At 69.5% G+C, this 16,847-nt stretch carries 16 protein-coding genes; 10 read left to right on the forward strand and 6 right to left on the reverse strand.

Going from position 1 to position 16,847, the window contains the following annotated elements; genetic code table 11:
- Positions 1-16 precede the first annotated feature (16 nt).
- A complete protein-coding gene (gene crtD / locus A3Q7_RS0111125) occupies positions 17-1,498 on the forward strand; it encodes a 1-hydroxycarotenoid 3,4-desaturase CrtD (protein WP_018411957.1) in 1,482 nt (493 codons plus the stop codon).
- Positions 1,495-2,439 (forward strand): carotenoid 1,2-hydratase, encoded by a 945-nt coding sequence (locus tag A3Q7_RS0111130; RefSeq protein ID WP_018411958.1) that lies wholly within the window; start codon positions 1,495-1,497, stop codon positions 2,437-2,439. The genes crtD and A3Q7_RS0111130 overlap by 4 nt, the downstream gene beginning before the upstream one ends.
- A gap of 25 nt (positions 2,440-2,464) precedes the next feature.
- Here A3Q7_RS0111130 and A3Q7_RS20940 read toward each other — a convergent pair whose 3' ends face one another.
- Positions 2,465-2,605: a hypothetical protein gene (locus A3Q7_RS20940; RefSeq protein ID WP_018411959.1), complete on the reverse strand. Its 141-nt coding sequence runs from the start codon at positions 2,603-2,605 to the stop codon at positions 2,465-2,467.
- Between the two features lie 48 nt (positions 2,606-2,653).
- Here A3Q7_RS20940 and bchO point away from each other — a divergent pair, with 48 nt between their 5' ends.
- On the forward strand, positions 2,654-3,559 hold the full coding sequence (bchO, locus tag A3Q7_RS19795) for an alpha/beta fold hydrolase BchO (protein ID WP_018411960.1): 906 nt from the start codon (positions 2,654-2,656) through the stop codon (positions 3,557-3,559).
- Here the strand turns inward: bchO and A3Q7_RS0111145 are convergent.
- From A3Q7_RS0111145 to A3Q7_RS0111165, 5 genes are all read right to left on the reverse strand, one after another.
- Positions 3,501-4,547, reverse strand: a complete 1,047-nt coding sequence (locus A3Q7_RS0111145) for a phytoene/squalene synthase family protein (protein WP_018411961.1) — start codon at positions 4,545-4,547, stop codon at positions 3,501-3,503. The two genes, bchO and A3Q7_RS0111145, sit on opposite strands and share 59 nt — an antisense overlap.
- On the reverse strand, positions 4,540-6,060 hold the full coding sequence (locus A3Q7_RS0111150) for a phytoene desaturase (RefSeq protein ID WP_018411962.1): 1,521 nt from the start codon (positions 6,058-6,060) through the stop codon (positions 4,540-4,542). Before A3Q7_RS0111150 ends, A3Q7_RS0111145 begins: the two co-directional genes overlap by 8 nt.
- 16 nt (positions 6,061-6,076) lie before the next feature.
- A complete protein-coding gene (locus A3Q7_RS0111155; protein WP_018411963.1) occupies positions 6,077-7,837 on the reverse strand; it encodes a magnesium chelatase subunit D in 1,761 nt (586 codons plus the stop codon).
- Entirely contained in the window at positions 7,834-8,850 is a 1,017-nt protein-coding gene (gene bchI, locus A3Q7_RS0111160) for a magnesium chelatase ATPase subunit I (protein WP_018411964.1), read from the reverse strand. The genes A3Q7_RS0111155 and bchI overlap by 4 nt, the downstream gene beginning before the upstream one ends.
- Positions 8,851-8,929: 79 nt before the next feature.
- Positions 8,930-9,436, reverse strand: coding sequence for a hypothetical protein (locus tag A3Q7_RS0111165; protein ID WP_026224726.1), 507 nt, complete (start codon positions 9,434-9,436; stop codon positions 8,930-8,932).
- Between the two features lie 295 nt (positions 9,437-9,731).
- On the opposite strand from A3Q7_RS0111165, the gene A3Q7_RS0111170 reads away from it, so the two are divergent.
- From A3Q7_RS0111170 to A3Q7_RS0111200, 7 genes are all read left to right on the forward strand, one after another.
- A complete protein-coding gene (locus A3Q7_RS0111170; protein ID WP_018411966.1) occupies positions 9,732-10,853 on the forward strand; it encodes a M48 family metallopeptidase in 1,122 nt (373 codons plus the stop codon).
- Between the two features lie 275 nt (positions 10,854-11,128).
- On the forward strand, positions 11,129-11,611 hold the full coding sequence (locus tag A3Q7_RS0111175; protein WP_018411967.1) for an MSMEG_0572/Sll0783 family nitrogen starvation response protein: 483 nt from the start codon (positions 11,129-11,131) through the stop codon (positions 11,609-11,611).
- 429 nt (positions 11,612-12,040) lie between these two features.
- The gene (locus A3Q7_RS0111180) at positions 12,041-13,078 is read left to right on the forward strand and encodes a Nit6803 family nitrilase (RefSeq protein ID WP_018411968.1); all 1,038 of its coding nucleotides are present in this window, start codon (positions 12,041-12,043) and stop codon (positions 13,076-13,078) included.
- Entirely contained in the window at positions 12,999-14,135 is a 1,137-nt protein-coding gene (locus A3Q7_RS0111185) for an MSMEG_0568 family radical SAM protein (protein ID WP_232417952.1), read from the forward strand. The genes A3Q7_RS0111180 and A3Q7_RS0111185 overlap by 80 nt, the downstream gene beginning before the upstream one ends.
- Complete coding sequence (locus tag A3Q7_RS0111190; protein WP_018411970.1) at positions 14,122-14,697, forward strand: MSMEG_0567/Sll0786 family nitrogen starvation N-acetyltransferase; 576 nt, start codon at positions 14,122-14,124, stop codon at positions 14,695-14,697. The genes A3Q7_RS0111185 and A3Q7_RS0111190 overlap by 14 nt, the downstream gene beginning before the upstream one ends.
- The gene (locus A3Q7_RS0111195) at positions 14,694-15,686 is read left to right on the forward strand and encodes a sll0787 family AIR synthase-like protein (RefSeq protein WP_018411971.1); all 993 of its coding nucleotides are present in this window, start codon (positions 14,694-14,696) and stop codon (positions 15,684-15,686) included. Before A3Q7_RS0111190 ends, A3Q7_RS0111195 begins: the two co-directional genes overlap by 4 nt.
- Positions 15,679-16,842: an MSMEG_0565 family glycosyltransferase gene (locus A3Q7_RS0111200; RefSeq protein ID WP_018411972.1), complete on the forward strand. Its 1,164-nt coding sequence runs from the start codon at positions 15,679-15,681 to the stop codon at positions 16,840-16,842. The genes A3Q7_RS0111195 and A3Q7_RS0111200 overlap by 8 nt, the downstream gene beginning before the upstream one ends.
- The last annotated feature ends 5 nt before the right edge of the window (positions 16,843-16,847 follow it).

Here is a 16,847-nt window from a genome sequence, read left to right on the forward strand (position 1 = left end):
GTCAATCCCGCCTGACATGAACAGTCAACGCATCGCAGTGATCGGCGCCGGCATGGCCGGCCTGGTGGCCGCCCTGGAACTGGCCTGCCGCGGCCTGCAGGTCACGCTGCTGGAGCGCGCGGATACGCCGGGCGGCAAGCTGCGCGAACTGGAAATCGACGGCCGGCGACTGGATGCCGGTCCGACCGTACTTACGCTGCGCGAGGTGTTCGACGAGGTCTTTGCGCGTGCCGGCAGCACGCTCGCGCAGCATGTGATGCTGCGGCCGCTCGACGTGCTGGCGCGCCATGCGTGGGCGGACGGCGGCGTGCTCGACCTGCACGCCGACGCCGGCCGTTCCGCGGATGCCATCGGCCGCTTTGCCGGCGCGGCCGAAGCCCGCGGCTTCATCGCATTCACGCGCGACGCGGCACGCATACACCGTACGCTGGACGCCAGCTTCATGCGCGCGCAACGCCCCGATCCGCTGACGCTGAGCCTGCGCGCCGGGGTATCGATACTGGGCATCCGCCCGTTCTCCACGCTGTGGTCATCGCTGTGCGGCTATTTCCGCGATCACCGGCTGCGTCAGTTGTTCGGCCGCTACGCCACCTATTGCGGATCCTCACCTTTCGAGGCGCCCGCCACGCTCATGCTGGTCGCGCATGTCGAACAGCGTGGCGTATGGACCGTGGACGGCGGTCTGCACGCGCTTGCACGGGCACTCGCCACACTGTGTGCGCAGCGCGGTGTGACGCTGCGCTACGGCAGTCATGTCGAGCGCATCGCACTGCGGGCGGGCCGGGTGACCGGGATCGAGCTGGCCGGCGGCGAAACGCTGCCGTGCGACGCCGTAGTGCTCAATGGCGACGTATCGGCACTCGCTGCCGGCTGTTTCGGCGACGCGGTGCGCCGCGCCGCACCCGCGGACGGCCCGCCGCCCGCGCGCTCGCTGTCCGCCCTCACCTGCAATCTGGTGGCGGAGACGCACGGCTTTCCTCTGCATCGTCACAACGTGTTTTTCTCGTCGGACTACGCAGCGGAATTCAACGACCTCATGCAGCACCACCGGCTGCCGCGCCGGCCCACGGTCTATATCTGCGCCCAGGACAGACCGGATGGAGACGGTGAGCACGGCGAACGGCTGTTCTGCCTGGTAAATGCGCCGGCCGACGCCGGGCGAGCCAGTGCGGACGATGCCGCGGTGCACCGTTGTGCGCGGGCCGCGCGCGCACTGCTCGCGCGCTGCGGGCTGCGGATCGACCTCGACCCCGCCCGCTGCCAGGTCACCACGCCCCGCGATTTCGACCGACTGTTCCCGGCGTCAGCCGGTGCGCTGTACGGCGCCGCATCGCATGGCTGGCGGGCGGCCTTCCGGCGGCCCGGAGCGCGCAGCCGCGTGCCCGGACTTTATCTGGCCGGCGGCAGCGTGCACCCGGGCCCCGGGCTGCCCATGGCGGCGCTGTCCGGACAGCTTGCCGCGGCATGCCTGCTGGACGACATCGGGAGAAAGACATGAGCGCGCGACGGTTTGACACCGAAGTGCCCGCTGGCGGCTATCGCTGGTGGTATATCGACGCCAACAGCGACGATGGCCGCTACGGACTGGTCATCATCGCCTTCATCGGCAGCGTGTTCTCGCCCTACTACGCGCGGGCGCGACGGCGCGAGCCAACGGCGGATCCGCATGCGCACTGCGCGGTAAACGTCGCGCTCTACGGCGACAACCGGCGCTGGACCATGACCGAACGCGGACCGCAGGCGCTGCAGCGGGACGCGCAGCATCTGCGCATCGGCCCCAGCCATCTGCACTGGGAAGGGGACGCACTGGTGATCGATCTGGACGAGATCGGCGCACCACTGCCGCGCCGCGTATGCGGGCAGGTGCGGCTGTTCGCACCGACGCTGCGCGCCGACAGCTTTGCGCTGGACAGCGACGGCCACCATCGCTGGCAACCCATCGCTCCGTGCGCACGCATCGAAGTGCGCCTGGATGTGCCGGCCATGCACTGGCTGGGCGACGCCTACTGCGACAGCAACAGCGGCGATCTGCCGCTTGAGCACAGCTTCAGCCACTGGCACTGGTCGCGCTGTACTTTGCGCGGCGGCGACACCGCGGTGCTGTATGACGTGAGCGGTCGCGATGGCGCGCGCACCGCGCTCGCACTGCACTTCGACGCGGATGGCGCGCAGCGCCGCTTCGACGCGCCCCCGGAATGCACACTGCCGGGCACGCGCTGGGGCATCGCGCGCAGCACCCGCTGTGAGCGCGGCGCGCCGCCACAGGTGCGCACGCTCGAGGACACGCCGTTCTACGCGCGATCGCTGCTGCACACGCAACTGCTCGGCGAACCGGTGCGCGGCGTGCACGAGAGCCTGGATCTGACCCGCTTCAGCAGCGGCTGGGTGCAGATGCTGTTGCCCTTCCGCATGCCGCGGCGAGCACACTGGCATGGCTGAACATGACTTCCTCGCCGGCGTGCGATCATGAATCCCCGGACTTGTCCGGCGGCCGGTCGTGACGACGCTGCAGCCGCCTTACCGATATCAGCTGATAGATGGCGAACACCAGTGCGCCGCCGAAGATCAGACCCGCTTCGATGATTACCATGACCGTGGGACTCATGACACCTCCGATTCAGGACACCTTGCGTACGCAGATGGCGGAAACACCATGAACGCCCGCCTCGACTGGCTGCGCGACGGCACCGACTGGCCGCATCGCGAGCACAGCCGCTTCGTCGACGCGGGCGGCGTACGCTGGCATGTGCAGATCGCCGGCGACGGCCCGCCGCTCCTGCTGTTGCACGGTGCAGGCGCGTCCACCCACACCTGGCGCGATCTGCTGCCGCGGCTCACGCCGCGATTCCGGCTCATCGCACCCGACCTGCCCGGCCACGCGTTCAGCACTGCGCTTGCCGGATCGCGCCAGGGGCTGGTCGGCATCGCCCATGCGCTCGGCGAGCTGCTGCGCGTACTCGGCCTGACACCCGCACAGGCGGTCGGCCATTCCGCCGGCGCAGCGCTGATGCTGCAGATGCAGTTCGATGGCGCTCTGCGCGCCGCACACCTTGTCGGCATCAACGGCGCCGTGATGCCGCTGCCCGGTCTGCCCGGCCTGCTGTTCCCGCTGGCCGCGCGCCTGCTGGCTCAGACATCGCTGACCGCCCGCGTGTTCGCGTACCGCGCGCGGCGGCCCGGCGCGGTCGAGCGTCTGGTCGCCAGCACCGGTTCGATGCTGGACGCGCGCGGCCTCGATCTGTACACCCGCCTGGTGCGCAACCCGGCCCATGTCGAAGGCGTGCTGCGCATGATGGCGCACTGGGACGTCGCTCCCCTGCTGCAAGGGCTGCCGCGCATCGATGCACAGGTGACGCTGATCGCCAGCGCCGGGGACCGCACCGTACCACCCGACAACTCGCGGCGCGCCGCCCGCCTGCTTCGCCACGGCGAAGTGCGGCTGCTGGACAGCGGCGGACACCTTGCGCACGAGGAGCAGCCCGCCCTGTTCGCCACGCTGATCAGCGCAGCGGCAGATGCGCCCTGTCCTGACGTTCCAGCCGCTCGAACAGTTCGATGAGCCATTCCATGCGCTGCCGGGGCGTACGCACCGGCAGGCGCTCCAGCAGGGGCGCGATGCGGCTGGGTGGCGCGGTCACGACGGCATCTGCCAGATCGGCCACCTCGTCGAGCACGACATAGCGCCCCGCCGCCGGCTCACTCCCCTGCCGGAAGGCCTCGGCCAGCAGCAGCGCCTTGCGCCACGGCGACACGACGGCGCGCGTGGTAACCGAATCGTAGCCATTGGCGATGACGACGCGACCGATGTCGCGATAGATGCTGCAGGCGGCGCGCATCGCCGGCCGGCACGCCGGCGGCAGTCGCTCGATGCCGGACGCCGCGCGTGCGTACAGCAGATCGGCGCAGCGCAGCAGGCGGTCGATGACCGGTACCAGCCTGGGGTCGAACACCGGATGCGCGAGCCAGGCATCCGGATCGAGCCCGGCCACGCGCATCCAGCCACGCGGCAGATAGAGCCGGCCGCGGCGCGCGTCCTCGCCGACATCGCGCGCGATATTGGTGAGCTGCATGGCCAGTCCGAGATCGCAGGCGCGCGCCGCCAGCTCGCGTTCGCGCACCCCCATCAGCGTGCCCATCATGGCGCCCACGGTACCGGCCACGCGCGCGCAGTAGTCATACAGCTCCGACAGCGTGTCGTACTGACGCGCCTGCGCATCCCACGCGAAGCCCTCGATCAGGGCATGCAGCAGTGCCGGCGCGATGCCGTGATGCGCCACCACGTCGGCCAGCATGCGGTCCTCCGGCAGCGCATGAGGGCGGCCGGCGCACGCCGCATCGACGCGATCGCGCAAGGCCGCCACCACGCCTGCGTCGGCCTCATGCGCATCGACCAGGTCGTCGGCCACGCGACAGAAGGCGTACAGCCCGCATGCCGGCTCGCGCAGCGGACGCGGGAGCAGCAGAGAAGCCGCATGGAAGGAGCGCGACCCATGACGCAAGCGCCACTGGCAGTGTGCGCGATCACCGTCGCGGGCGAATTCAGACATGGCGGACGTCCGGCACCAGGCGATCGAGCACGCGCGCCGACGACAGCACGCCGGGCAGACCGGCCCCCGGATGCGTGCCGGCACCAACCAGGTAGAGCCCGTCCAGTTCCTCGCTGCGGTTGTGCGGCCGGAACCAGGCGCTCTGGGTGAGCACCGGTTCCAGACCGAAGGCGGCCCCCTTGACCGACAGCAGGCGATCGCTGAAGTCCTGTGGCGTCATGACGCGCGACGTCACGATGTTGTCCGCCAGTCCTGGCATCAGTACATCCTGCAGCCGGCGCTCCACCGCCCGTCGGTACGGTTCCGCCCGCTCCGCCCAGTCCACGCCGGCATCCAGGTGAGGCACCGGCGACAGCGCGTAGAAGGCGTCGCAACCCGGCGGCGCGAGCGAGGGATCGGTTGCGGTCGGCCGGTGCAGGTAGAGGCTGAAATCGTCGGCCAGCACATGGCGCTGGAAAATGTCCTTGAGCAGGCCACGATAACGCGGGCCTAGCGCGATCATGTGATGCGGCAGCGCATCGTAGCGACGCCGGGTACCGAAGTACCAGACGAAAAGACTCATCGAATAGCGTGCCGCGGCCAGCCGCCGGTCGGTCCAGCGCTGTCGCGGCAGATCGGCCAGCAGTCGGCTGTAGGTATGGGCGGCGTCGGCATTCGACACCACGACGTCGGCTTCCAGCGTGCGGCCATCGGCCAGACGCACGCCACTTGCCCGACCATCGCGCACGGTGATGGCGCTGACCTCGGCATTGCACTGCACGACATTGCCCTGGCCGCGGATGAGATCCACCAGACCGGTCACCAGACGGCCGGTGCCGCCCATCGCGAAATGCACGCCCCACCGCCTTTCCAGGTGCGCGATCAGTCCGTACAGCGAGGTGATGGTGAAAGGATTGCCGCCCACGAACAAGGGATGGAAGCTGAGCGCGAAGCGCAGGCGCGGATCGCGCACATGCCGCGCGACCAGGCTGTACAGGCTGCGGTAGCTGCGCAGCTTCACCATGTCCGGCAGCACGCGCGCCATGTCCTGCCAGCGATCGAAGGGCTGGTCGCCGAGCTGTTCGAAGCCGACACGGCAGATCGCTTCGCTTGCGCGCATGAATTTCTCATAGCCGGGTACATCGGCCGGCGACAGCCGTGCGACCTCGCGCCGCATCAGATCCGCGTCGCCGCTGCAGTCGAAGGTCGACCCGTCATCGAAGCGTATGCGATAGAAGGGCTGCATCGGCACCAGCGTGACATCGTCCGCCATGCGTCGGCCGCACAGCGTCCACAGTTCCTCGAACAGGAAGGGCGCGGTGATGATGGTGGGGCCGGCGTCGAAGGTGAAGCCATCCTGACGGAATACCGAGGCACGACCGCCCGGTGCCTCCAGCCGCTCCAGCACGGTGACCCGGTAGCCGCGCGCGCCCAGACGGATGGCCGCGGCCAGCCCGCCGAAGCCGCTGCCTATCACCACGGCATGAGGTGCTTCGGCCCAGCGACGGACGCCGGAGTCGGAAGGAATGGTCATGATCGCGCGTCCGGAATCATGCGGCGCGGGCGTACTCGCCGGCCTCGCGCACCAGACGGGAAATGCCGTGCGCATCTGCCCTGGGCAGCGGTGCATACAGCGCGCCCATGCGCTCGGCCAGGCAGCGCGCCGCCGGATAGGGACGCGGCGAGGTATCGATCAGTACCGCGTGCAGCAGCGAGGCGCGCACCCGCCGCGCCGCCTCGAGCGCATCGTGCTCGGCGCGCTGCCGCCCCCCCTGGCCATCGCGCGCAACGTTGCCGCGGCCATCGGTCAGCAGCACCAGCGTGGCCGAATCGCCCTGCCGGCGCACTGCATCGGCAAGCAGCCAGCCCGCTTCTATGCCCTGCGCCAGCGGCGTACCGCCACCGCCCGGCAAGCTCGACAGGCTGCGCCGCGCACGCACGAGGGAGCGGGTCGGCGGCAACAGAAGATCGGCAGCCGTGCCGCGGAACGCGATCAGCGCGACCCGGTCGCGGCGCGCGTAGCACTCGGCGAGCAGCAGTTCGACCGCGCCTTTCGCTTCACCCAGCCGCTGCAGGGCGGTGGAACCGGATGCATCGACGACGAAAATCGTGGTGGTCCGGCGTCGCGGTTTGTGCAGCCGGATGCGGAAGTCATCGCTGTCGATCACCAGGCGCGCGCCTCCTTGCGCCGGCTGGCGCAGCGACTGCCAGGGTGCCGCCGCGCGCAAGGTATCGATCACGCTCAGCCGCATGCCGCGCTCCGGCTGACCGCGCCGCACGCAGACCGGTCGACCGCGCGGGCCCAGGGGCGCGGCTTCGCCGCTGCGGCCGTGACCGGTCGGCGGTATGCGCGAACGGCGGGCACGCGGCGTGCCAGCGAAAACATTTTCGGGCAGGGCGGCGCCCACCGCCTCAACGGCCTGCCCGTCCTCATCGCCACCCGAAGCGCCTTCCGCTCCGCTCTCCGGCCGCGCATCGTCACTGTCACGCACGGGCGGGGGTGTGGCCGCGTCGGCGGACCTCGGCGCGGTGTCGGTCGATTGCAGGCGCGCGCGCGTCTGCAGCACCAGCCTGACCGCCAGCGCAATGTCGTCGCCAGCGATGGCCGGGCGCCCGTCGAGCGCTGCCGCCGCGCGCGCGGCACGGGCGGCGAACAGCAGCGCGCGCGGATTGTGCACGCCCAGCCGCGCCGCGCGCGCGGCCAGATCGATCAGACTGTCCTCATCAAGCGCGACGGTAGCGAGCCGCTGTGCCGCGCCGGCGATGTCCTGCGCCGAGAACGGCAAATCGGGCAGATCCGCCTGCCGCAGAGGATCGAGCATCACGTCGAAAGCAAGCCGCTCGGCCAGCACCGCCGGAGTACCGGTTTCGTCATCCTCCGCCTCGTCCAGCGCGATCACGGCGACACGCGCATCGTGCACCGCCTCGATCCCGTCGCGCAGCAGCGCGATGGATCCGCTGTCGAGGGCCGCAGCGACGCGCGCCGCGCTGTCCGCCCGCAAGCGTTCGGCCATGGCGAGCAGCAGCCAGCCGCCGTCGGCTTCGGCCAGCAGACCGCGCTGGCCGACCGGGCGCCCACCGGTGAGCGTGGCTTCGATGTCCAGGCCGCCGAGCAGCCGCGCGTCCGGCACGCCGAGCGGCACCTTGCGCACCGGCGTGTCGGGCGCGAGCAGCGCGCGCCATTGCGCGAGCCAGCGTTCACGCGCCGGACCGACGCGGGCACGCAGCCGCACCCCGCCCAGCCCGCGCGGATCCACCGCCGCGAGCGCGGCCGGCAGCATGGCCAGCACACCGCGTTCGCCGCTGGTCATGCGGGCAGCACCTCGTCCACCACGCGCGCGACCCGCACTCCCGACCCGGTCTCGTCCAGCGGATCACGCCGCATGCGATGGCACAGCGCGAGTGGCGCCATGCGCCGCAGGTGAACATCGCTCACCGCCACATCGCCCTCCAGCGCGGCCAGCGCGCGGGCCGCCCGTATCAGCGCCAGTTCGCCGCGCAGGCCATCGGTACCCAGCTGCATGCACAGCCTGGCCGCCTGTTCCAGCGCCGCATCCGGCACCACCACCCGCGCCAGCCGTCGACGCCCCGACACGATGCGGCGACGCAGGGCCGCGTCGGCGCGCGCCCAGTGCGCGCAGAAACCTGCGCGGTCGCGCTCGAACGCGTCGCGTCGCTTCACCACCTCGACCCGGGTCGGCAGATCGGTCGGCGTGGTCACATTGACCGCCAGGCCGAAGCGATCGAGCAACTGCGGCCGCAGATCGCCCTCCTCCGGATTGCCGCTGCCGACCAGCACGAAGCGCGCCGGGTGCCGCACGCTCAGACCTTCCCGCTCGACCACGTTCTCACCGGAGGCGGCGACATCGATCAGCAGGTCAACCAGATGGTCTTCCAGCAGGTTCACTTCGTCGACATACAGGAAACCGCGATGGGCACGCGCGAGCAAACCGGGTTCGAACGCCTTTTCGCCACTGGACAGCGCGCGCTGCAGGTCGAGCGCACCGACCACTCTGTCCTCGGTCGCGCCGAGCGGCAGATCGACCACCGGCACCGGCTGACGGACCGCGCGCGGGCGTGCGCCGCCGCGACACGCGTCGCACAGCCCTGCGCCATCGGTCGGGTCGCAGTGGAAGGCGCAGCCCTCGGCCACCGGCATCATGGGCAACAGAGCCGCCAGCGCACGGACCGTGGTCGATTTGCCGGTGCCCCGGTCGCCCAGTACCAGCACGCCACCGATGTCGGGATCGACCGCGGCCAGCAACATGGCCTGCTTCATGTCGTCCTGACCCACGATGGCGGAAAAGGGGAAAGCCAGCGCCATGACACACCTCCTCGACGGCGATGTGGACGGCATGGGTCCACATGTCGAGTGTCACTCTAGGCTGACTTCAACGCGATGTCTACAAAGTTGACACTTTTCGTGTCAGTCCGTCGAACACCAGGGGCAGCGCCCGTGTCGTGAACGCGTCCCCATAGCGCGTGCGGCGGGTTTCGAACAGGCTCACGACGCGACCGCGCGGCGTCGGCTGATCGAACGGGGTGTACATGTAGATGGACGTTTCAGGGGATTCGAAATGCACGCGCAAGGCCGGCTTGCGCGCGGCGTCGATCTCCGGTGGCAAGGCGATCCGGGCGGCCAGCACATAGGCGATCAGCCTTTCCTGCCAGGCCAGCTCGACCAGCCTGTCGTGCAGCATTTCATATTGCAGGTAATCCGGCAGCGGGTAATGCCTCGGTTCGGATTCAAGCGGATGCACATGTCCGGACGGCGTGACATAGATGCCGAACGGCCACACGGTGCCGAAACGCTCCAGTCGCTCGCGCGCCAGCCTGTTGCCACGGTCGAGCAGTTCGAGCAGATGCAGCTCAGGCCAGGGGGTGTCCGGGGCGAGAAGCGGAAGCGCCATGATGTCGTCCTGTCTGAGTAAGGCGTGATCGCCGCGCGGGTGCAGTGCAATGCTATGCCAGTCGGCGGCCGCTGCCGCATCGCACAAGCAACTTGAAACACTTGCGGCCGGCAGCCGGGCCCGGGCCGTCCCATTCATACGTCATCGCAGCGCGAAAGCTTGAGCGCCGCCGCCTGCCTTCCGCATGCTCTTATAGGCGGGAATTCTTCCCGCGTCCATTCAGGCATTCGGCTGATTGCAGGTCTTAGGTACTCCTCCGTATAACTTTGGTCCAACTCCATCCGGGACCTCCGCCGTGCATCCGACACCGCGACAAAGACAGCTCAGACGCCGGCTCACCCTGCGCGCCGGAAGCGGATTTGCGGCGCTGGCAACGCTGTGGCTGGGCGCCTTCTTCACCTGCCTGGTCATGCTGTCGGCCCTGATGGCAGCGGTTGTTACCGATCACACGCTGCCGCTCCTCATGGCGGCGGCTGCCGCCTGCTACCGCCTCGGCGGCTGGATTCACGTTCCGCCGCCGGAAAATGGCGGCATCTGGCTGGACGAAGCGCTGATTCCCGGATTCCGCCGCCGGGTCGATCGCATCTGCATGCGGCTGGGCGCGCGCCGGATCGATCGCATCCTGATCACGCCGGACACCAATGCCGCGGTCGTGTGTCGCCCCCGCTTCGGTCTGTGGGGTCCGATGCGCACCACGCTGCTGCTGGGCATTCCGCTGACCCACGCGCTGAACGCCCGGCAACTGTGCGCGGTACTGGCGCACGAACTGGCGCACCTGGCGGTGCAGCGTCGGGGATGCGCCGCATGGCACGCCCATCTGCGCGCCTGGTGGCTCCGCTGCACCGAACGCATCGAGCACGAACGCAGCGCGGCGGCGCTTCTTGTGCGTCCGCTGCTGGCGCCGGTGGCGGCGCGCGATCTGCGCGACTCGGTCGAGCTGTCACGGCTGGACGAGTTCGAGGCCGACGCGGTGGCCGCCCGGGTCGTCGGCGGCGCGGCGCTGGCCGGCGCCTTGCTCGAACTGGCCATGAAGGACCGCTTCCTGCACGAGGACTACTGGGACAAGGTGATGGCGCAGGCGCGGGAGGCCCGACGCCCGCGCATGCGCCCGTTCCGCGAGATGGGCCTGGGGGTGCAGGTCGGTTTCGTGCGTCGCGAAGCGCTGGCCCGGCTGGATCATCTGCTGCGCGCCAAGCCCGATCCTCTGGATACCCACCCCACGCTGGCGGAACGTCTGCGCGCGCTGCATGTGGGCCACCTCGGCGGCCTGCCGGTCGACGTGGACGGCCCATCGGCAGCCCAGCACTATTTCGCGCGACTTCTACCTACGGTATCGCTGGTATTCGACCGCATGTGGTGGAGCGAATCGGCACGCGAGTGGCGGCGTGCCCATCGCGGTGCGATCTCCGGCCGCTGAAGCCGCGCCCGTATCCACCCGCCGGGTCATTGATCGGGTGCATTGATCGCATCGCCGTGCCTCATGGCGGTGCGCACCCGGATTCCCTCTCGGCCGCAGCGCGGGCCCGGCGTCCGCTCCGCCCGGCCTGTCACCTCCCCTGACTCCGCATGGCAGTCCATTGATCGCATGGAGACTGCAATCAATGGATGCGCTGATGGCACACCGCATGCAATCGGAACAGGGCGCGCATCCCATGACGCGCAGCCCACAACAGATCACTTCCGGAGATTGCCATGCCCAAAGTCACCCGCCCCGCCAACGAGAAAGGCGAGTTCCTGGTCGATTACGAAGAGAAGGTATTCGAGGACGTGAAGGCCGAACCGGGCGAGAAGGCCCTGGTCACCTTCCACACCGTCGCCTTCGAAGGGTCGATCGGCCTGGTCAATCTGCTGCAGGCGACGCGGCTGCAGCGCAAGGGCTTCGACACCTCGGTGCTGCTGTACGGTCCGGGCGTCACGCTGGGTGTCAAGCGCGGCTTTCCCACGCTGGGTGACGAAGCCTTCCCGGGCCATCAGAACTTCAACAAGCAGATCGAGAAGTTCATTGCCGAAGGCGGCAAGGTGTATGCCTGCCGCTTCGCGCTGCAGGCGTTGTACGGCCACGGCGAAGGCTCGCTGATCGAAGGCATCCGGCCGATCAATCCGCTCGACGTGCTGGACCTCATTCTGCTGCATCGCAAGGACAACGCCTTCATTCTCGACACCTGGACGCTCTGAGATGACGGCCCCCACGCTCACTGCGTTCGCACAGGGCCGGCTTTGCACAGCCGGCCCGTTCGGCCGGCGCGGCACAATGCGCCGCGAAACCCCTGCCTCACCCCCCCGAGGGGGCTGCGCTGACCCACGGTCGGCTTTGCACAGCCGACCGGTTGCGCAGGCGGCGAGCCATGCTCGCCGAAACCCCTGCTACACCCCCTGGGGCGGCCCTGCGGGCGGCGCCGCGACGGCCCCCACGCTCACTGCGTTCGCACAGGGCCGGCTTTGCACAGCCGGCCCGTTCGGCCGGCGCGGCGCAATGCGCCGCGAAACCCCTGCCTCACCCCCCCGAGGGGGCGGCGCTGGCGGCCTGTGCGCCAGCAACGACGCGCATGAGCTGATGACACGACTGTCTTGCGCCCTGGCGGACATCCTGATGGAGCCCCGGCCATGAGCGCGTCCCGCATCGTGCGTGCCGCTGCCATACAGATCGCGCCGGATCTCGAATCCGCCGACGGCACGCTGGCCCGCGTGCTGTCGGCGATCGACGAGGCAGCGGACCGCGGTGCGCAACTGGCCGTATTCCCGGAAACCTTCGTGCCCTACTACCCCTACTTCTCCTTCGTGCAGCCGGCAGCAAGGATGGGCGCCGACCACCTGAAGCTGTACGAACGGGCGGTTGCGGTGCCGGGCCCGGTGACGCAGGCAGTGGCGGACAAGGCGAAGGCGCGCGGAATCGTGGTGGTGCTGGGCGTGAACGAGCGCGACCACGGCAGCCTTTACAACACGCAGCTCGTGTTCGACGCGGACGGCCGGCTGCTGCTGAAACGGCGCAAGATCACGCCCACCTATCACGAGCGCATGGTGTGGGGTCAGGGCGATGCCTCCGGTCTGAAAGTCGTGGACACCGCGGTTGGCCGGCTCGGCGCGCTCGCCTGCTGGGAGCACTACAACCCGCTGGCGCGCTACGCGCTGATGGCCCAGCACGAAGAGATCCACTGCGCGCAGTTTCCGGGTTCGATGGTGGGCCAGATCTTCGCCGACCAGATGGAAGTGACCATACGCCACCACGCGCTGGAATCCGGCTGCTTCGTCATCAATGCCACCGGCTGGCTCAGTGACGCGCAGATCCAGTCGATCACGCCGGATGCCGGCTTGCAGCGCGCGCTGCGCGGCGGCTGCCACACCGCCATCGTGTCACCGGAGGGCGTTCACCTGGCGCCGCCACTGAGCGAGGGCGAAGGCATGGTGATCGCGGACCTCGACATGGCGCTGGTGACCAAGCGCAAACGCATGATGGATTCGGTCGGCCATTACGCGCGGCCGGAACTGCTGAGCCTCGCCATCAACGACCGGCCGGCGACCACCACGGTCGCCCTGCATGACACCTCACCCCGGAGCACCGCCGATGAGCACGATCACGACACCCGACACCACCAGCCGGACACTGATGACGGAGCTGCAGTCGTACGGCTTGCGGCTGGCTGATCCGAAAGCCGGCGCGCCGAGCCGCCGCGGTGGCGCCGGGCCGTCCGACCACAAGGCGGTGACGGTCGATGGCGTCACCATCATGGTGCCGGTGCATACCGGCAGCGCCTTCGCATCCCCCTTCAGCGCCGACGCGCCGGACGCCGACGGCCGCGTGCAGATCCGCCGCGGACACATTCCGATCGCGCTGGCCCGCTTTCCGCAACAGCCGCGCTTCTATGCGCTGCACACCGCCGAGGGCATTCCGTACTCGCACATCGCGACACTGCACGGCGCGGATGTGCTGGCGACCACGGTGCTGCAGACCTGCATCCGATATGAAAGCCGGCGCAAGGCCTGCAGGTTCTGTTCCATCGGCCAGTCGCTGGCCGCCGGCCGCACCATCGCGCACAAGACGCCGGCCCAGCTCGCCGAGGTGGCGCGTGCGGCGGTACAGCTCGACGGCGTGAAGCACATGGTCATGACCACCGGTACGCCGGCCACGCCGGACCGCGGCGCCCAGGTGCTGAGCGACTCGGCGTTCGCCGTGCGCCAGGCGGTGGATCTGCCGATACAGGGCCAGTGCGAGCCGCCGGATGACGACCGCTGGTTCGCGCGCATGAAGGCGGCCGGCATCGACACCCTGGGCATGCATCTGGAAGTGGTCACGCCGGCGCTGCGCGAACACATCATGCCGGGCAAGGCCACCGTGCCGCTGTCGCGCTACATGGACGCCTTCGCCGCCGCGGTCGAGGTATTCGGCCGCGGTCAGGTCAGCAGCTACCTCCTGGCCGGGCTGGGCGACACGAAAGAGGCCATCCTCGACATGAGCGCGCAACTCATCGCGCTCGGCGTCTATCCCTTCGTCGTGCCCTTCGTGCCGATCAGCGGCACGCCGCTCGAGGATCACCCCGCCCCGTCGCCGGATTTCATGCGCTCGATACTGGAGCCGCTCGGCGCCATGGTGACCGAGGCCGGTCTGCGCTCGAGCGACATCAAGGCCGGCTGTGGCAAGTGCGGCGCCTGCTCGTCGCTGTCCTCGTTCGAACACGTGGAGACCGCCCATGCTGTCGGCTGACGCACACGATCCTTGCGAGCTGTCGCCGCGCTTCTCGCCCTGCGAGTTCCGCATCAAATGGGCGCATGGCCACTGGGAAAGCGAGCAGGCCATGTGGCTGCGACGCGCGGTGTTCTGTGTGGAACAAGGTGTGTTCCCGGGCGACGACCGCGATGCCATCGACGACCACGCCCAGCTCATCGTCGCGCTGGCCTGTGTCGGCGGCATGCCGGACCAGGTCGTGGGCACGGTGCGCATCCACGAGGACCGCCGCAGTGATCCGGGCCTGTGGTGGGGATCGCGTCTGGCGGTCCATCCGGCCTTCCGCAGTCACGGCCGGCTGGGTGCCACGCTGATCCGGCTGGCGGTGACCAGCGCACATGCGCGCGGCTGCCATACCTTTCTCGCCCATGTACAGGCACAGAACCTGCCGCTGTTCCGCCGCCTGCACTGGACACCGCTCAAGCCGGAAACGCTGCACGGCCGGCCGCACTGGCTGATGCAGGCGCAACTCGACCACTACCCGCCGTGCTATGACGTGCACACCGGCTTCGTCACGCGCGCCAGCGGGAGCGGCACATGAGGCTGCCCGACATCGCCGATGCGCTGCGCGGCAGCCCGGGCTTCGCGCACAAGCGCGACATATCGGACGTGATGGACGCCCTCGCACGATCCCTGCCCGGCGGTCTGGACGCGATGACACAGGCGGTCGCCGTGGGCGACGACTGCGCCGCCATTCCCGATCCATCCGGCGACGGCTGGCTGCTGTTCGCGATCGAAGGCCTGGTCGAGGAATTCGTCGCGCGCATGCCGTGGTTCGCTGGCTACTGCAGCGTCATGGTGAATGTGAGCGATATCTGTGCCATGGGTGGCCGGCCGCTCGCAGTGGTGGATGCGCTGTGGAGCACCGACGCTGGCGCCTCGACTCCGCTGCTCGACGGCATGGCCCACGCCGCCGCGCGCTACGGCGTGCCCATCGTCGGCGGACACAGCAACCAGCGCGCTTCGCGCAGCCAGCTCGCCGTGGCCATACTGGGCCGCGCGAAATCGCTCATCACCAGCTTCAATGCGCGCCCGGGCGACCATCTGGTGGTGGCGGTGGACCTGCGCGGCGCGTTCGAGGAACCCTACCCGTACTGGAATGCCTCGACCACGGCCCCGGCCGACCGCTTGCGCGGCGACATCGAACTGCTGCCACGTCTGGCCGAAGACGGCCTGTGCGATGCCGGCAAGGACATCAGCATGGCCGGCGTCATCGGCACCACCCTCATGCTGCTCGAGTGTTCGGGTGTGGGCGCCTGCGTGAACCTGGATCGCCTGCCGCGACCGGAAGGTGTGCCGCTGCTGCGCTGGCTGCTGTCCTTTCCCAGCTTCGGCCATGTGCTGTCGGTGCGCCCGCAGCACAGCGCGGAAGTGGTCGCGCGCTTCCAGCGCCGGCACATCGCCGCGGCCATGGTCGGCACAGTGGATGCGGCGCCGCTGCTGTGGCTGCAGCAGGGAGGCGACCGTCTGCGCCTGTGGGATATCGCGGCCCGGCCCTTCATCCGCGGTACCGGGAACGGTCATGCGTGAATCGCTGCGCATCGGACTGCTCACCCATTCGGTCAATCCGCGCGGTGGCGTGGTGCATACGGTCGAGCTGGCCGAGGCACTGCACGCACTCGGCCACGCGGTCACGGTATTCGCGCCGGCCATGGCGGGCCAGACGCTGTTCCGTGCCTTGCCCTGCCGCTTCGAAGCGGTGCCGGTCGGCCCGGCGCCGCGCGACATGGCGGATATGGCAGCGCAGCGCATCGCCGCCTATTCGCGGCATCTGGCGCCCCGCCTGGCCGACGACGACTTCGATCTGCTGCACGCTCAGGACGGACTGGGCGCGAATGCGCTGGCCGACCTGCAGGCGCGCGGCCTGATCGACGGCTTCGTGCGCACCGTGCACCACCTCGATCCATTCACCGATGCGCGTCTGGCGCACTGGCAACTGCGTGGGGTAAGGGCCGCACGCGCAGTGTTCTGCGTGAGCGGTCTGTGGCAGTCACGGCTGCGCGAAGACCTGGGCGTGTCCGCGCAGCGGGTGCACAACGGCGTCGATCTCGCGCGCTGGTCACGCCAGCCGGATGGCCGCGACCTGACGCTGGCGCAGCGGCTGGGGCTGCCCGCCGGTCCGCTGCTGCTGGCGGTCGGCGGCGTGGAGGAGCGCAAGAACACGGTGCGCGTGCTGCAGGCCTTCGCACAGCTCAAGCGCGAATTGCCGGACGCGGTGCTGGTGGTCGCCGGCGGTGCCAGCCTGCTCGACCATGATCGCTACGCTGCGGCGTTCCGCGCCGAACTGCACGCCAGCGGACTGATGGAAGGACGCGACCTGGTGATCACCGGCACCGTGGATGATGCCGACATGCCGGCACTGTTCCGGCGCGCCGATGCGCTGGTGATGGCTTCCTTACGCGAAGGCTTCGGCCTGGTGGTGCTGGAGGCGCTGGCCTGCGGCACACCGGTGGTGGCCTCGCGCATCGCGCCATTCACCGAATACCTGGACGACGACACCGCCTGCTGGGCCGATCCGCTGGATGTCGCATCGATCGCCGGTGCGATGCGCGCGGCGCTTGCGCCGGCGCGCGCCGACCGCCTGCGCGACACGCCCGAGGTGTGTCACCGACATGGCTGGCACAGCAGCGCGCAGCGCCATGTCGAACTTTATCGCGCGCTGCTGCGCACACCCGCCCTGAACTGAGGACG

The organism is Methyloversatilis thermotolerans (genome assembly GCF_000372885.1).
GTDB lineage: Bacteria > Pseudomonadota > Gammaproteobacteria > Burkholderiales > Rhodocyclaceae > Methyloversatilis > Methyloversatilis thermotolerans.

Excerpts from the sequence above, each read along its gene's own strand:
- crtD (WP_018411957.1), top strand. The coding sequence starts at position 17 with ATGAACAGTCAACGCATCGCAGTGATCGGCGCCGGCATGGCCGGCCTG.
- A3Q7_RS0111130 (WP_018411958.1), top strand. The coding sequence starts at position 1,495 with ATGAGCGCGCGACGGTTTGACACCGAAGTGCCCGCTGGCGGCTATCGC.
- A3Q7_RS20940 (WP_018411959.1), bottom strand. The coding sequence starts at position 2,605 with ATGAGTCCCACGGTCATGGTAATCATCGAAGCGGGTCTGATCTTCGGC.
- bchO (WP_018411960.1), top strand. The coding sequence starts at position 2,654 with ATGAACGCCCGCCTCGACTGGCTGCGCGACGGCACCGACTGGCCGCAT.
- A3Q7_RS0111145 (WP_018411961.1), bottom strand. The coding sequence starts at position 4,547 with ATGTCTGAATTCGCCCGCGACGGTGATCGCGCACACTGCCAGTGGCGC.
- A3Q7_RS0111150 (WP_018411962.1), bottom strand. The coding sequence starts at position 6,060 with ATGACCATTCCTTCCGACTCCGGCGTCCGTCGCTGGGCCGAAGCACCT.
- A3Q7_RS0111155 (WP_018411963.1), bottom strand. The coding sequence starts at position 7,837 with ATGACCAGCGGCGAACGCGGTGTGCTGGCCATGCTGCCGGCCGCGCTC.
- bchI (WP_018411964.1), bottom strand. The coding sequence starts at position 8,850 with ATGGCGCTGGCTTTCCCCTTTTCCGCCATCGTGGGTCAGGACGACATG.
- A3Q7_RS0111165 (WP_026224726.1), bottom strand. The coding sequence starts at position 9,436 with ATGGCGCTTCCGCTTCTCGCCCCGGACACCCCCTGGCCTGAGCTGCAT.
- A3Q7_RS0111175 (WP_018411967.1), top strand. The coding sequence starts at position 11,129 with ATGCCCAAAGTCACCCGCCCCGCCAACGAGAAAGGCGAGTTCCTGGTC.
- A3Q7_RS0111180 (WP_018411968.1), top strand. The coding sequence starts at position 12,041 with ATGAGCGCGTCCCGCATCGTGCGTGCCGCTGCCATACAGATCGCGCCG.
- A3Q7_RS0111185 (WP_232417952.1), top strand. The coding sequence starts at position 12,999 with ATGAGCACGATCACGACACCCGACACCACCAGCCGGACACTGATGACG.
- A3Q7_RS0111190 (WP_018411970.1), top strand. The coding sequence starts at position 14,122 with ATGCTGTCGGCTGACGCACACGATCCTTGCGAGCTGTCGCCGCGCTTC.
- A3Q7_RS0111195 (WP_018411971.1), top strand. The coding sequence starts at position 14,694 with ATGAGGCTGCCCGACATCGCCGATGCGCTGCGCGGCAGCCCGGGCTTC.
- A3Q7_RS0111200 (WP_018411972.1), top strand. The coding sequence starts at position 15,679 with ATGCGTGAATCGCTGCGCATCGGACTGCTCACCCATTCGGTCAATCCG.